The 14,516-nt window shown below is 67.6% G+C and carries 13 protein-coding genes; 8 read left to right on the top strand and 5 right to left on the bottom strand.

Annotation, left to right across the window (positions count from 1 at the left end; all coding sequences use genetic code 11):
- Window positions 1-302: 302 nt before the first annotated feature.
- Window positions 303-1,130, bottom strand: a complete 828-nt coding sequence (locus ACZK2R_RS15495) for an inositol monophosphatase family protein (RefSeq protein WP_049401244.1) — start codon at window positions 1,128-1,130, stop codon at window positions 303-305.
- 120 nt (window positions 1,131-1,250) lie between these two features.
- Here ACZK2R_RS15495 and ACZK2R_RS15490 point away from each other — a divergent pair, with 120 nt between their 5' ends.
- The 3 genes from ACZK2R_RS15490 (at window position 1,251) to ACZK2R_RS15480 (ending at window position 5,123) form a co-directional block, all read left to right on the top strand.
- On the top strand, window positions 1,251-2,021 hold the full coding sequence (locus ACZK2R_RS15490; protein WP_049401245.1) for an RNA methyltransferase: 771 nt from the start codon (window positions 1,251-1,253) through the stop codon (window positions 2,019-2,021).
- A gap of 76 nt (window positions 2,022-2,097) precedes the next feature.
- On the top strand, window positions 2,098-3,000 hold the full coding sequence (locus ACZK2R_RS15485) for a phosphate/phosphite/phosphonate ABC transporter substrate-binding protein (protein ID WP_032952775.1): 903 nt from the start codon (window positions 2,098-2,100) through the stop codon (window positions 2,998-3,000).
- Window positions 2,997-5,123: a putative bifunctional diguanylate cyclase/phosphodiesterase gene (locus tag ACZK2R_RS15480; protein WP_049460742.1), complete on the top strand. Its 2,127-nt coding sequence runs from the start codon at window positions 2,997-2,999 to the stop codon at window positions 5,121-5,123. The genes ACZK2R_RS15485 and ACZK2R_RS15480 overlap by 4 nt, the downstream gene beginning before the upstream one ends.
- 74 nt (window positions 5,124-5,197) lie before the next feature.
- Here the strand turns inward: ACZK2R_RS15480 and epmB are convergent, their stop codons facing one another.
- A complete protein-coding gene (epmB, locus tag ACZK2R_RS15475; RefSeq protein WP_049401246.1) occupies window positions 5,198-6,214 on the bottom strand; it encodes an EF-P beta-lysylation protein EpmB in 1,017 nt (338 codons plus the stop codon).
- Window positions 6,215-6,334: 120 nt separating this feature from the next.
- On the opposite strand from epmB, the gene efp reads away from it, so the two are divergent.
- From efp to ACZK2R_RS15450, 5 genes are all read left to right on the top strand, one after another.
- Window positions 6,335-6,901 (top strand): elongation factor P, encoded by a 567-nt coding sequence (gene efp / locus ACZK2R_RS15470; protein ID WP_014037874.1) that lies wholly within the window; start codon window positions 6,335-6,337, stop codon window positions 6,899-6,901.
- 197 nt (window positions 6,902-7,098) lie between these two features.
- Complete coding sequence (locus ACZK2R_RS15465; protein ID WP_014037873.1) at window positions 7,099-8,442, top strand: TRZ/ATZ family hydrolase; 1,344 nt, start codon at window positions 7,099-7,101, stop codon at window positions 8,440-8,442.
- Between the two features lie 24 nt (window positions 8,443-8,466).
- Window positions 8,467-9,183, top strand: coding sequence for a bifunctional 2-polyprenyl-6-hydroxyphenol methylase/3-demethylubiquinol 3-O-methyltransferase UbiG (gene ubiG, locus ACZK2R_RS15460; protein ID WP_049401248.1), 717 nt, complete (start codon window positions 8,467-8,469; stop codon window positions 9,181-9,183).
- On the top strand, window positions 9,180-9,875 hold the full coding sequence (locus tag ACZK2R_RS15455; RefSeq protein ID WP_125895510.1) for a phosphoglycolate phosphatase: 696 nt from the start codon (window positions 9,180-9,182) through the stop codon (window positions 9,873-9,875). The genes ubiG and ACZK2R_RS15455 overlap by 4 nt, the downstream gene beginning before the upstream one ends.
- Before the next feature lie 11 nt (window positions 9,876-9,886).
- Entirely contained in the window at window positions 9,887-10,591 is a 705-nt protein-coding gene (locus ACZK2R_RS15450; RefSeq protein ID WP_049460737.1) for a squalene/phytoene synthase family protein, read from the top strand.
- Between the two features lie 97 nt (window positions 10,592-10,688).
- On the opposite strand, the gene ACZK2R_RS15445 is transcribed toward ACZK2R_RS15450, so the two are convergent.
- From ACZK2R_RS15445 to ACZK2R_RS15435, 3 genes are all read right to left on the bottom strand, one after another.
- Window positions 10,689-12,209, bottom strand: coding sequence for a gliding motility protein (locus ACZK2R_RS15445; RefSeq protein WP_125895509.1), 1,521 nt, complete (start codon window positions 12,207-12,209; stop codon window positions 10,689-10,691).
- 112 nt (window positions 12,210-12,321) lie between these two features.
- Window positions 12,322-13,170: a M23 family metallopeptidase gene (locus tag ACZK2R_RS15440; protein ID WP_180836676.1), complete on the bottom strand. Its 849-nt coding sequence runs from the start codon at window positions 13,168-13,170 to the stop codon at window positions 12,322-12,324.
- Entirely contained in the window at window positions 13,170-14,516 is a 1,347-nt protein-coding gene (locus ACZK2R_RS15435) for a dihydroorotase (RefSeq protein ID WP_010486624.1), read from the bottom strand. The genes ACZK2R_RS15440 and ACZK2R_RS15435 overlap by 1 nt, the downstream gene beginning before the upstream one ends.

The following is a 14,516-nucleotide window of genomic DNA, read 5'->3' as shown; positions in this document are numbered from 1 at the left end:
GGTCCGGCGAGGGCGAAGAGGTGCGGGTGTCTGAGCGCAGCGAGTTCCCGCACCGTCCCTCGACGGACCGAGGAGCGCAGGGTACCGATGCACAGCATCGGCTCGCGACCTGGCGGCGCGTTTCTTTGGTTACTTTCTTGATGGCGCACATCCGTGTGCGCCACCCTACGGGCCGGCTACGCCGTTCCACGCTGCTCCTGCAGCGTGGTGCACGAGCAAAGAAAGTGACAAGCACGATCACCGCGGATACGAAAACGGCACCTTCGCAGGTGCCGTCTCCATGAACCGCGTCTACGCGCAGATCAGAACTTCGCGTCGAACTCCGCCGCGTAACCGGTGTTGACCAGTACCTTCTGCAGCGACTCGGCCACCTTCAGGTTGCCGGCCACGATCTGGTGGGTCTCCGGACCGCGGTTGTCCATGCGGCCCAAGGTGGCGCCCTTGAAGTCGCAGACCTTGCCACCGGCCTCGCGGACCAGCAGCAGGCCGGCAGCGATGTCCCACGCCTTCACGCCAGCTTCGAAGTAGGCGTCGGCGCGGCCGCAGGCCACGTAGGCCAGGTCCAGTGCCGCCGAGCCGGTGCGGCGGATGTCTTCGCCGTGTACCAGCAGGGCGTCGACCGCCTTCAGCTGGGCGCTGGCGCGGTTGCGCTCACGCGGCGCGAAGCCGGTGTGGATCATGGTGCCTTCCAGATCCTTGCGTTCGGCCACGCGGATGCGGCGGTCGTTCAGCACGGCGCCGGCGCCACGGCTGGCGGTGAACAGTTCATTGCGCAGCGGGTCGAAGATGACCGCATCGGTCGGCTCGCCATTCTCGACCAGGGCGATCGACACGCAGTAGTGCGGCACGCCGCGCAGGTAGTTGCTGGTGCCGTCCAGCGGGTCGATGACCCACATGTGGCGACGCTCGCCCTGCACGCCGCCTTCCTCGCCGAATACACCGTATTCGGGGTAGGCGCGCTTGAGTTCCTTGACGATGACCTTTTCCGCGTCCGCATCCACTTCGCTGGCGTAGTCCATCCGGCCCTTCTGCACCACGTTCAGTGCCTCGAGCTTGTTGATGTTGCGCAACAGGACGTTGCCGGCGAGGCGGGCGGCCTTGACCATGACGGTTACGGCGGGTTTCTGCATGGCGTGGGCTCCCGGAAAGGCAGAAGAGATGGACTGGCGGGGGAAAAGAGCGGGTCCGGCGCAGTGGCCGGCCGCACAGTTTACCATTGGTCATCGTCCAGCTCGACCTTTTCCCTGTTCATGTCCCAGTTTCCTGCCGCCACCCGCCTCCGATTCGTCCTGGTCGGTACCCAGCACCCCGGCAACATGGGCGCCGCCGCCCGCGCCCTGAAGACCATGGGCCTGGCCCGCCTGGTGCTGGTTGCCCCCGAAAAGCCACTGGACGAGGAGGCCTTCCGCCGCTCGGCCGGTGCCGAAGACGTACTCGGTGACGCCCCGGTGGTGGCCACCCTGGCCGAAGCCGTGGCCGACTGCCGCTTGGTGCTGGGCTGCACTGCACGTGCCCGCCGCGTCCAGCTGGAGGAATACCTGCCCGCCGATGCCGCTGCCCGCGCGGTGGCCAAGGCCGGCGAGGGCGCCGAGGTGGCGCTGGTGTTCGGCCGTGAGCGCACCGGCCTGACCAACGAGGAACTGCAGCTCTGCCATGCAGCGGTGCACATCCCGTCCGACCCTGAGTTCAGCTCGCTCAACCTGGCTGCCGCCGTGCAGGTGCTGGCCTATGAAACGCGCATGCAGCTGCTGGGCGCGCAGCCGGCCACCGATGCCGAGCCCGGCTTCCGCGAACAGGCGGCCAGCCACGAGCAGATGGAGAGCTTCTTCGCCCAGCTGGCTGACACACTGGACGAGATCGATTTCCACAAGGGCCGCGCCCCGGAATCGGCGATGCGCAAGCTGCGCCGCCTGTTCCTGCGCAGTGAGCCGAGCGAGCAGGAAGTGCGCCTGCTGCGCGGCATCCTCGCCGACACCCAGCGCATGGCGCGACTGGCCCAGGCAGGCGGCAAGGACAGCTGACGACGTTCTCATTTTTTCGGGTAGTCTGTCCGGATACCCAGGGGGGATGAAGCCTGTGTCGGGTCTGCGAAAGGCAATGCAGGGGGGACTGCTGAGCCTGGCCATGGTCCTGCTGGCCGGGACGGTGCGTGCAGCACCGGACCCGGTGCTGGTGTTGGGCCGGATCAGCGATGATCCCAAGGCCCATTACGAGCAGCTGCAACCATTGCTGGACTACGTGGTGGCGCGCATGCACGACGTTGGCATCAAGGAGGGGAGGATCCTGATGGCACGCGACCCGCAGCAGATGGCCAGCTATCTGCGGCGGGGCAGGGTCGACTGGGTCACGGAAACCTCCGGTACGGCGGTGGCGCTGGGCCAGCGCAGTGGCGCCCGTCCACTGCTGCTGACCGAGCGCAACGGCGTGCGGGATTACCAGACGGTGTTCTTCGTGCGCCGCGACAGCCCGATCCAGCGCGTGCAGGATCTGCGGGGCCATCGCCTGGCCCTGCAGAACACGGCGTCCACCAGTGCCTATCTGGTGCCGGTGATGACGTTGCTGCAGGAGGGCCTGTCGCCCCAGATCCTGGCCGGAGCATGGGACATGCCGGGCCGGGACAGTGTGGGTTACGTATTTGCACGCAGCGAGCTGAACATCGCGACGTTCGTGCACAAGGGGGTGGTTGACGTGGGGGCGGTGAGCAGCGTGGACTGGAACGACGAGCGGCGGATGCCGGCAGCGTTCCGGCGCGACTTCCGCGAGCTGCTGCGCACCGAGCCCTACCCGCGTGCGGTGGAGATGGTCCGCGCCGACCTTGATCCACGCGTGCGCGATCGCCTGCAGGAAGTACTGCTGCAGGCAGCCAGCGACCCGCAGGCACAGGGGGCGCTGCATCGATTTTTTGGCACTTCCGGGTTCCACCGCGTCGATGCGCATGCGCAGCAGCGGTTGGATGAATTGAAACAAGGATTGACGCGCGTGCGGATGGAAGTGGAATGAAGTGGCTTGGCTCGGGGATGCAGGCCCGGTTCCTGCTCGCGATGGGCGGGGCGATGGTCGTGGTGATCGCGATCCTTGCGGTGTTGTTGGGGCGGCAGGCCGCGATGCAGGGCGAGGTGCGCAACCTCAGCGGCGGCGTCATCCATGAATTGTTCGACCGCAGCGTGCGCAGTCGCGGCGAGGCGATGGCGCGTGAGCTGTCCGACGCGCTGGCCAACCCGTTGTACTACCGTGACCTGGACCAGGTGGGCGTACTGGTGCGCAGTACCGCGCGCCAGCCCGTGGTGCGCTATGTACTGGTGTTCGATGAACGCGGCCGGCTGGTACACGATGGCTCGGTCGAGGTGTCTGGATTCGGTCAGCCGATGGCCGATCCACTGGCACCCAAGGCCGCGGCCGCGCAGATGCTGGTCGTGCAGGAATCGCCGAAGGTGCTCGACAACGCCATGCCGATCATGATCGGCAACCAGCGCATTGGCGGCGTCCGGGTCGGCATGGCGCTGGATGAGGTGCAGCAGCGCGAGCAGGCGGCCAACGCCACCCTGGGCGAGCGCCTGCAGCAGGTTGGCAGCCGTCACCTGGGCTGGCTGCTGCTGATGCTGGGCCTGCTGGTGGTGATCGGCGTGGTGGTGATCCTGTACGTGCAGCGCACCCTGGTCGCGCCGATCCGTGATCTTGCCGTCGCCGCCCGCCGCATCGAGGCCGGTGACTACCAGACACCCTTGGCCGAGAACACCCGCGACGACGAGGTCGGCGAACTGGTCCGCGGTTTCGCCCGGATGCGCGATGCGATCGCACGCCATGACCGCGAAGTGCGGCGCATGGCCTATACCGACGCGCTGACCGGGCTGACCAACCGGCTGGCATTCCGCGAGGCGCTTGATCATCGGTTGATGGCGGCCCGTGCCGCCAACCACCGGCTGGGCCTGCTGTTCGCCGATATCGACGATTTCAAGCGGGTCAATGACACCCTTGGCCACGAGGCCGGCGATGAGGCATTGCTGCAGTTCGCCCAGCGTATCGGCCGCGCGGTCACCGAGGCCGGGGGCGATGAAGCCCTGCTGGCCCGCTTCGGCGGCGACGAGTTCGTGATCCTGGTCGGAGATGGCGACGTGGCGGCCAATGCGCGGCTGCTGGCCGAAGTGCTGGTGCGCGAGCTGGGCAAGCCGCTGGTGGTGCAGGGCAGGGAACTGTTCCTGGGTACCTCGATCGGCGTGACCCTGTTCCCCGACGATGCTGCCGATGCGACCACGCTGCTGAAGAACGGCGACATCGCCATGTACCAGGCGAAGATGGCCGGCAAGAACTGCTATCGCTATTACAGCCGGGCGATGGACCATGCGGTCGAGCGTCGCGTGCATATGGAACAGGAGCTGCGCGGCGCCTGGGAGCGCGGTGAGCTGCGCCTGGCCTACCAGCCGATCTTCCGCATGCGCGACCGCCGCATGGTCGGTGTTGAAGTACTGCTGCGCTGGCAGCATCCGACCCTGGGCACGATCCCGCCCTCAGTGTTCATCGAGGTGGCCGAGCAGAGTGGCCTGATCGAGATCATCGGCCCGAAGGTGCTGCGTGCGGCCTGCATGGAGGCTTCGCAGTGGCCGCGCGGGGCAGCGGGCGATGATCTGTTCGTGTCGGTCAACGTGTCACCGCGGCAGCTGCGTGGCGGCGAACTGCCGGCACTGGTCGCGCAGTGCCTGCATGAGTCCGGGCTGCCGGCGTCGCGCCTGCACCTGGAGCTGACCGAAACCGCCGTGATCGGCGACGAGATGGTTGCCGCGCAGCTGCTGGACAAGCTGCACCGCACCGGCGTGAAGGTGTGGCTGGACGATTTCGGTACGGGCTTCTCCGGGCTCAGTCATCTGCGCCAGGTGCCCGTGGACGGCGTGAAGATCGACAAGAGCTTCGTTGCCGACATGCAGCGCGATCCCGACGACCTTGCGCTGACCACGGCGATCATCGCCATGGCCCACGCGCTGGGCATCACCGTGGTGGCCGAGGGCATCGAGCAGCAGGCACAGTTCGAGCTGCTGGCGCAGCGCGGCTGCGACCTTGGCCAGGGCTACTGGCTGAGCCACCCGGTGACCGCCACCGAAGTGGTGCGGATGATCGAATCGGGCGTCTGACCCCAAGAAAGGGGACGGAGGGAATTAAGTCGCAAATGCATAAGCGACTTAATTCCCTCCGTCCCCTTTTTTTGTTACAGCGGGCGCTTGCTCGGGTCGCCGGGCAGTTCGCGCACCAGCTTGGGGATCAGGTAGCCGGACAGGCGTGCGGTCAGGCCGGCAATCAGCGCCTTGGCCTGGGTGTCGTCCACTTCGAAGTGGGCCACGCCCTCGACCCGGTCCAGCTGGTGCAGGTAATAGGGCAGCACGCCAGCAGCAAAGCTGCGCTCGCTCAGGTCCTGCAGGGCCTGCACGCTGTCGTTGACCCCGCGCAGCAACACCGCCTGGTTCAGCAGCTGGGCGCCGGTACCGCGCAGGCGGGCCATCGCTGCGTCCACGCTGGCGTCGAATTCATTGGCGTGATTGGCGTGGACCACGATCGCCAGCGGCCAGGGCAGGCTGCCCAGCCAGGAGACCAGTTCATCGTCCACGCGCTCCGGCAGCACGATCGGCAGCCGGGTATGGATGCGCAGGCGGCGGATGTGCGGTATCTGGCGCAGGGCGTCGGTCAGTTCCACCAGCTTGTGCGTGGCCAGCGACAGCGGGTCACCGCCGGACAGGATCACCTCGTCGATGTCCGGGTCGGCGGCGATGGCGGCTACGGCCTCCTGCCAGCCGCCCTTGGCGGCGTTCTCCGCGCCATAGTCGAAGTGGCGGCGGAAACAGTAGCGGCAGTTGATCGCGCAGCTGCCGGTGGCGACCAGCAGGGCGCGGCCACGGTACTTCTGGATGACGCCGGTGGCCTTCTTGGCGGCGCCATCGCCCACCGCATCGAAGCTGAACCCGGGCGCCGGGTGCATTTCCTCGTCGATCGGCAGCACCTGGCGCAGCAGCGGGTCGGCCGCATCGCCGGGGCGCATGCGGGCCACGAAGCCCTCCGGCACGCGCAGCGCGAACTGGGCCATGGCCGCCTCCGAGACACCCAGCGCGGCCGGGTCCAGCTGCAGCCGGGCCAGCAGGGCGTGCGGGTCGCGCAGCGCCTGGCGCCAGAGCTGCTGCCAGCGCGCGGGCGCACCTGGCGACTGGGGCCGTGGGAAGGCGGAAAGCTGCATGGAGAGGGGGCCTGCGGTTATCATGGGGGCAGAAAAACAGTCGCCCACCGGCATCCGGTGGGCTTTCCATTCTAACGGCTCGCCGCACCCGCGGCGTTTTTGCCACTCAGGAGTTTACGCATGGCCAGCTACGGCATGAACGACGTCAAGAACGGGATGAAGATCCTGGTCAACAACCAACCGGCCGTCATCATCGACACCGAATACGTCAAGCCGGGCAAGGGCCAGGCCTTCACCCGCGTGAAGTACCGCCTGATCAAGGACGGCCGTACCCAGGAAGTCACCATGAAGTCGACCGACTCGCTGGATGCAGCCGACGTCGTCGATACCGACATGAACTTCATGTACAGCGACGGCGAGTACTGGCACTTCATGGACCCGGAATCCTTCGAGCAGGTCCAGGCCACCAAGGCCGGCATGGGCGGCGCCGAGAAGTGGCTGAAGGGCGAAGAGTCCTGCGTGGTCACCCTGTGGAACGGTGAGCCGATCTTCGTGCAGCCGCCGAACTTCGTTGAACTGAAGATCACCGAAACCGATCCGGGCGTCCGTGGCGACACCTCGGGCGGCGGCGGCAAGCCGGCCACCCTGGAAACCGGCGCCGTGGTCCGCGTGCCGCTGTTCGTGAACCAGGAAGAAGTGATTCGTGTCGACACCCGTTCGGGCGAATACTCCGCACGCGTCAAGTAATCCGGCGCAGCCGGATCATGGTAGTGCCGGCCGGTGGCCGGGTACGCGCCATCGCATTCGCGCTGGCGCTCCCATGATCTGCTTCGGCAGATCATGGGCCCCGCTTCACGAGTCTCCAGACCCCGCCGCTTCGCGGCAGCCCCTGACTCAGGGGCGTGTCCCCCAGAAGTATCTCGCCCCACAGCCAGTGAGCCCGCATGAGCGATAGCCCGCACCTCCCCGAAGCCTGCGACCTGCTCATCGAAGCCGGTTACGTCGTTCCGATCGAGCCGCACGCGGTGGTGCTGGAAGACCATGCCGTTGCCGTGCGTGGCAGTGAAATCGTGGCCATCCTGCCGCGTGCCGAGGCGCGCGCGCGGTTCCGCGCCACCCAGGTGGTGAGCCGCCCCGAGGCTGCCCTGATGCCGGGCCTGGTCAATGCGCACACGCACAACCCGATGACGCTGCTGCGCGGCGTCGCCGACGACCTGCCGCTGATGACCTGGCTGCAGCAGCACATCTGGCCGGTGGAAGCGGCGGTGATCGGCCCCGAATTCGTTGCCGACGGCACCACTCTGGCCATCGCCGAGATGCTGCGCGGCGGTACCACCTGTGCCAACGAGAACTACTTCTTCGGCGACGTGCAGGCCGCGGTCTACAAGAAGCACGGTTTCCGCGCGCTGGTGGGCGCGGTCATCATCGATTTCCCCACCGCCTGGGCCAAGACCGATGACGAATACTTCGCCAAGGCCGGTGAACTGCACGACCAGTGGCGCACCGATCCGCTGATCGGCACCGCGTTCGCGCCGCATGCGCCCTACACGGTCAACGATGCCAACTTCGAGCGGGTGCGGATGCTGTCCGACCAGCTCGACATGCAGGTGCACCTGCACACCCACGAGACCGCGCAGGAGATCAACGATTCGATCAAGCTGCACGGCCAGCGCCCGCTGGCGCGGCTGGATCGGCTCGGCCTGGTCAACGACCGCCTGATCGCGGTGCACATGACCCAGCTGACCGATGCGGAAATCCACCTGTGCGCCGAACGTGGCGTCAGCGTGGTGCACTGCCCGGAATCGAACCTGAAGCTGGCCTCCGGTTTCTGCCCGGCCTGCGCCCTGCAGCGCGCCGGCGTGAACCTGGCGATCGGCACCGATGGTTGCGCCAGCAACAACGACCTGGACATGTTCAGCGAGAACCGCACCGCGGCGATCCTGGCCAAGGCCGTGGCCGACGATGCGACCGCGCTCGATGCGGCGACCACGCTGCGCGCCTCCACCCTGGGTGGCGCCCGCGCACTGGGCTTCGGCGACCGCATCGGTTCCATCGAAGTCGGCAAGCAGGCCGATCTGGTCTGCGTCGACCTGTCCGCACTGGAAACCCAGCCGCTGCACAACGTCCTGTCGCAGCTGGTGTACGCCACCGGCCGCCAGCAGGTCAGCGACGTTTGGATTGCCGGCAAGCCGAAGCTGGTGCAGCGCGAGCTGGTCGGCATGGACCTGCCGGGCATCATCGCCAACGCGCGCCAGTGGCGCGAGCGCATCCGTCATATCCGCGCCTGAACCCCGGCGCCGCAAGGACCCCTCATGACTGCCCCCCACGCTTCCTCCAATTTCGATCAGGCCGAGCTGGACAAGTTCGCCGCGCTGGCCAACCGCTGGTGGGACGCTGACGGCCCGCAGAAGCCGCTGCATGCGCTGAACCCGGTGCGCCTGCAGTACGTGGCCGATCGCGTGCCGCTGCGCGGTGCGCGCGTGCTCGACATCGGTTGTGGTGGCGGCCTGTTGAGTGAAGCGCTGGCCCAGGCCGGTGCTGACGTCACCGCCATCGACCTGGCCCCGGAACTGGTCAAGGTCGCGCGCCTGCATGCGCTGGAAAGCGGCGCCAAGGTCGATTACCGGGTGCAGGCTGCCGAAGATCTGGCCGCCGAGCAGCCGGGCAGCTTCGATGTGGTCACCTGCATGGAAATGCTCGAGCACGTGCCCGACCCGGGCGCGATCATCGAGGCCTGCAAGCGCCTGCTGAAGCCGGGCGGCCACCTGTTCCTGTCGACCATCAACCGCACCGCCGCCGCCTTCGCGGTGGCGATCGTCGGCGCCGAGTACGTGGCGCGGCTGCTGCCCAAGGGCACGCACCACTACCAGGAATTCATCAAGCCTGCCGAGCTGGCGCGCTGGCTGCGCGAGGCCGACATGCAGCTGGTGGATGTCAGCGGCATGGCCTACGAGCCGTGGCGCAACCAGGCCCGCCTGAGCAGCCGTACCGACATCAACTACCTGGCCTACGCGGTCAAGCCGGCATGACCGCGGCCCGCTTCCCGCGCGCGGTGCTGTTCGATCTGGACGGCACCCTGCTGGACAGCGCGCCGGACTTCGTCGCCACCTGCGACGCGATGCTGGCCGAGCGTGGACGCGCACCCATCGATCCGGCCGCGCTGCGCCCGGTGGTGTCGAAGGGCTCGCGGGCGATGGTCTCGGCTGCGTTCCCGGAACTGGACGTTGCCGCACGTGACGCGCTGATCCCGGAATTCCTGCAGCGCTACGAAGCATTGATCGGCCAGCACGCAGTGCTGTTTGATGGCGTGGCCGGCATGCTCGCCGCGTTGGACGATGCCGGTACGGTGTGGGGCATTGTCACCAACAAGCCTGAATATCTGGCGCGCTTGATCCTGCCGCAGCACGGCTGGCAGCAGCGCTGTGCGGTACTGGTGGGTGGTGACAGCCTGGCCGAACGCAAGCCGCATCCGCTGCCGTTGCTGCACGCCGCGCAGGCGATCGGCATTGCCGCCGAAGACTGCGTGTACGTGGGTGACGACGAGCGCGACATCATCGCCGCGCGTGCCGCGGCCATGCCGTCGGTGGCGGCGTTGTGGGGCTATCGCCTGCACAGCGACGATCCGCTGGCCTGGCAGGCCGACGTGCTGGTCGAGAACGCCGCACTTCTGCAACTGGCCAGTCTCTGGCCGACCCGGCCGGCAGCCCCGGCCCAGCCGTAAGGAATCACGTAGTGAGCAGTACCGCGCTGGACAGTTTCCTCGACAAGTGGCGCAGCCGTTGGCCGGAATGGTCGGTGGCCGCCCCGTTCGTGGCCGAATCGCAACGCGAGCTTGCGGTGGCGTGGTTCGCGCTGCTGCAGGAATTCGACGACATGCTCAACACCAGCGGCGACCCGTTGCCGGCCGACGCCAAGCTGGCGTGGTGGGGCGAGGAGCTGCGCAGCTGGGCCGCGCATCGTTCGCGCCACCCGCTGGGCCGCCTGCTGGAGCCGGTGCGTGCGCCGTGGGCGCAACTGGCCGAAGCGCTGCCCGATCTGGTTGAAGCGCGTACCGTCGCGCTGGATGCGGCCGGCGCCGAGCGCGCGCTGGCGAACTACGCTGAAGCCGTGGCTGCGGTGGAGGCAGCCCTGTTCGCGGACAAGCCGCGCACTGGCGCCGGTCGTGCGGTGCAGCTGCAGACCCTGGCCCAGCGCCTGCAGGATGCCGGCGTAGCCGGTGTGCCGCGCAGCCTGCTGGACGGTGATGCCAGCACGGCCGCACAGCGCTGGGCGCAGCATCTGTTGAAGGGCTGGGGCAGCCGCGTGCCCGGCCCGCGGCCGCGCCGCGTGTGGTCCAGCCTGGCGCGTGCACGCGTTGCCGCGCAGGCGGCAGGCAAGCCGATCGAAGCCACGCCGGTACGCACCCTGCTGCGTGTGTGGTGGGCTGCGCGCGGCTGATCGATTGCCCTGGCTGCCGGCCGCTGGCCGACAGCCAGGGTGATGCAGGATTCATGGGGTTGCCGGCCGGCGGCCGGCGCTACCCTTCCAGGGCGCCTCAGAACGTCCTGACCTCGTTCATTGCTTCGCGCAGTACGTCGCGCTGCAGCGGCGTACTGCCCGGTGCGCGCGCCGCTTCCACTGCATCGACGATGCCCATCCACGCCATGTAGATCTGCTCGCGCTCTTCGGTTTCGATAAAGCCGCTGCGGCGGTCCAGTGCGTTGAAGCCTTCGGTGTAGTTGCGGCCGATCTGCGCCAGCGCTGCGGTCAGTTCTGCAGCAGCGCGGTCATCGGTGGCCAGCTTCAATGCATCCGTACAGGCTTTGCGATACAGCGTGGTTGCCTTCTTCGCCTGCGCAGTGCTGATGTGCGTGCTTCCCTCCCAGTCGCGGAAGGGGTTGTCGAGATTTGCGGCCAGCCATTCGGGCTTGCGCAGCTGGCCCACATCCAGATCCAGGCCTTTTGCCACCTCGCCCTTGTAGGCCTTCCTGATGGCGGTGCCAAGATCGGCCGGTAAGCTGTGCAGCCACAGCCGGCACAAGCGCGGCCAGCATTCCGGTGCCGGAAACACCGAACCAGCAGGCGGAAAGAGATCGCTGCCGCTGAGGGTGTGCAGCTGCTGCAGATCGCCGAGGCACTGCAGCTGATGCAGCAGGCAGGGGGCGCCGTTGATCGCGAGTGATTGCAGTTGCGGGAACTGCTGGGCGATGCGTGCGGCGTCGAGTTCGCGTACCTCCCGCAGCTGCAGCTCACCGAGCTGCGCCAGGCCCAGGCCTGGCAGCAGCGGATCGGTACTGATGAGGGTCAGCCAGCGGCCCTCGTCCTCGGCGTGGATGATCAGCGCGGGATCGATGCTGCCGATCAGCGTCAGGCGATCCAGCTGCGGGTTGAGGTGGAGCGAGCGCAGGCCGGTGACATCGATCGTCATCTGCAGGAGCCTGGTTTCTCGCACATCGACGTCGGTCTCCTGCAGGCCACTGATCTGCAAGGTATGGATCAACGGCCGTGTGCGCAGCCACGGCAGCAGGCCCGGCACCGGTGTGCCGATCTCCAGCTGCGTGAGCAGCGGCAGGGCATCGAATACAGCCAGTGACGGCGCACGGTTCAGGGTCGCGCTGTCCAGTTGGCGGGTGCAGCGCCGCACCGGAAAGGCATCGCTTTCCAGTACCACGCTCTGGTCTTGCGGCGCGGACATCGCGGCGTGGAAGGCGCGCACGGCATCGGTATCCAGCGCATCCCACTTGCGTTGCCCGACCCATTCGGCGCCATCCGGCCAGCTGCCGTAAGCCCTCGGATGATCGGCGATCAGCGGCTCGCGCCAGCCTGCCTGCCGGAAATCGCGCGGGACGCGTTTGCCTACCCAGCGGTGCAGGATCGCGGGCGCCGCACGGAACGGGCTGAAGCGGGCAGGTTGCATGGCTGCAACGGCGGCGGCATCCGGCAGGGCACTGCCCACCCAGTCCAGTGCAAGGACGGCGAAGCTGCCGTCCTCCGTATTCTGGTGGGTGAGCTGGTAGGCCACGTAGGCGCCCAGGCGTGCGTTGTGGACGACGTGGATATCACCCGTAGCGGGCATGCAACGTTCCTTGTTTCCATGCGTCGAAACATCACGGTAGCGCCGGCCGCCGGCCGGCATCCAGATTCGCCGCGAAGATCATGGGGTTGCCGGCCAGCGGCCGGCACGACCGTTACTTGCGCTCCAGCACCAGCAGCGGATCGATACGGGTATCGAACCAGTTCATGCCCCAGTGCAGGTGCGGGCCGGTGGCACGACCGGTGGCGCCGACCGCAGCGATCACCTGGCCCTGTTCCACACGGTCGCCAACTTTTACGTCGATGCGCGACAGGTGCAGGAAGTTGGAGCTGACACCGAAACCGTGGTCGAGCAGCAGCGTGCCGCCGGTCAGGTAGAGGTCGGGGCCGGCGAAGGTGACGATGCCGGCCGCCGGCGCCTTCACCGGCGTGCCGGTCGGTACCGCGATGTCCATGCCGGAATGACCTGCGCCGGGCTGTCCGTTGTACACGCGTGCGTTGCCGAAGCGGCCGCTGATGCGGCCCTGCACCGGCCAGATGAAGGTCTGGGTGAAGTCGGTACGGTCGTCATCACGGGCACGCGCGGCGGTCACCTGTGCTTGTTCGCGCTTGATCCGCTCGGCAATCGCCGGCGGCGGGTTGACCGTCTTCGGCGGCACGCCGTTGACCCGCTCGGTGGGCCAGTCGCGCGGGGTCACCGCAATGGTCGCGGTCTCGCTGCCACCATCAGGGCGTTGCACCTGCACGTGCAGCGGACCCTTCTCGTCGCGGCCGATGCCGAACACCACGCTGCCATAGCCGCTCACCCGCAGTTGGCGGCCGGCGTACTGCGCGCGGCTGCCGGCAGGTACCTTGCCGATCACCAGTGCGCCCTGCGATGCGCTGGCCGGGAACACCACCCGGCTGTCGATCAGGCTGCCGATGCCGTCCTGTGCCTGCGCCGACGGTGCGGTGAACAGGGGTGCGGCCAGCAGCAGCGCCCCGATCAGAAGTGCGGAGCGCATCAGCGGTCGTAGGTCATGCGCTGGCCGGCCGGCTCGCCCACCAGTTTGCTGCCGTCCCACACCAGTTGGCCATTGACCCAGGTGGAGGCCACGCGCGAACGGAAGGTCGTGCCTTCAAACGGCGACCAGCCGCACTTGGACAGCACGTCCTCGCGCTTGACCGTGAACGGCACGTCCTCGACCAGCACCAGGTCGGCGAAGTAACCCTCGCGCAGGAAGCCACGTTCTTCCACGTCGAACAGCTGTGCCGGCGCATGCGCGAACTTCTGCACCACCTGCTCGCGGGTCAGCTTGCCTTCGTGCACCCGTTCCAGCGCGGCCACCAGCGCGTACTGCACCAGCGGCAGGCCCGACGGCGCCTGTGCGTAGGGCTTCTGCTTCTCTTCCCAGGTGTGCGGCGCGTGGTCGGTGGCCAGCACGTCCAGCACGTCGTCGGCCAGCGCGGCGGTGATCGCCTCGCGGTCGGACACTTCCTTGATCGCCGGGTTGCACTTGATCAGGTTGCCCTTGGTCGCATAGTCCGGGCGCGCGAAGTGCAGGAAGTGCACGCAGGTTTCGGCGGTGATCTGCTTGCGGCTGCCGTCGGCGCGGATCAGCGGGCCCTTCTCGAACAGCGCCAACTCGTCGGCGGTGGAGATATGCAGCACATGCAGGCGGGTGCCGTGCTTGCGCGCCAGCGACATCGCCAGGCGGGTCGACTTGATGCAGGCCTCGCGCGAGCGGATGTCCGGGTGCATGTCCGGGGTCAGCGCATCGCCGTACTTCTCCTGGAAGGCCTTCAGGTTGGCATCGATCATCGGCGTGTCTTCGCAGTGCGTGATGATCGGGGTCGGGCATTCGCGGAAGATCGCGTCCAGCGTTTCCGGGTTGTCGACCAGCATGTTGCCGGTCGAAGCACCCATGAACACCTTCACGCCCGGGGCCTTCTTCGGGTCCAGGGCACGGATGGCGTCCAGGTTGTCATTGCTGGCGCCGTGGTAGAAGCCGTAGTTGGCCCAGGCGCGGCCGCGCGCCAGTTCGTACTTGGCTTCCAGGATGGTCGAATCCAGTGTCGGCGGATTGGTGTTGGGCATGTCCATGAAGCTGGTCAGGCCACCGGCCACCGCAGCCGCCGATTCGCTGGCGATGTCGCCCTTGTGGGTCAGGCCCGGTTCGCGGAAGTGCACCTGGTCGTCGATCATGCCCGGAAGCAACCAGCGTCCGGCTGCGTCCACCACCTGCTCGCCGTCGCGCGGCGCCAACCCGTTGCCGATCTGCGCGATGCGGCCGTTCTCGATGCGCAGGTCGCCGTCGAAGGTGCGGCCTTCATTGACCATGCGGGCGTTGGTGATGAGGGTGGAGGACAT

Source organism: Stenotrophomonas sp. 96582_Sma (assembly GCF_056480905.1).
Note: the sequence above shows the minus strand (reverse complement) of the source record. Positions and strands in the feature narration are given on the sequence as shown.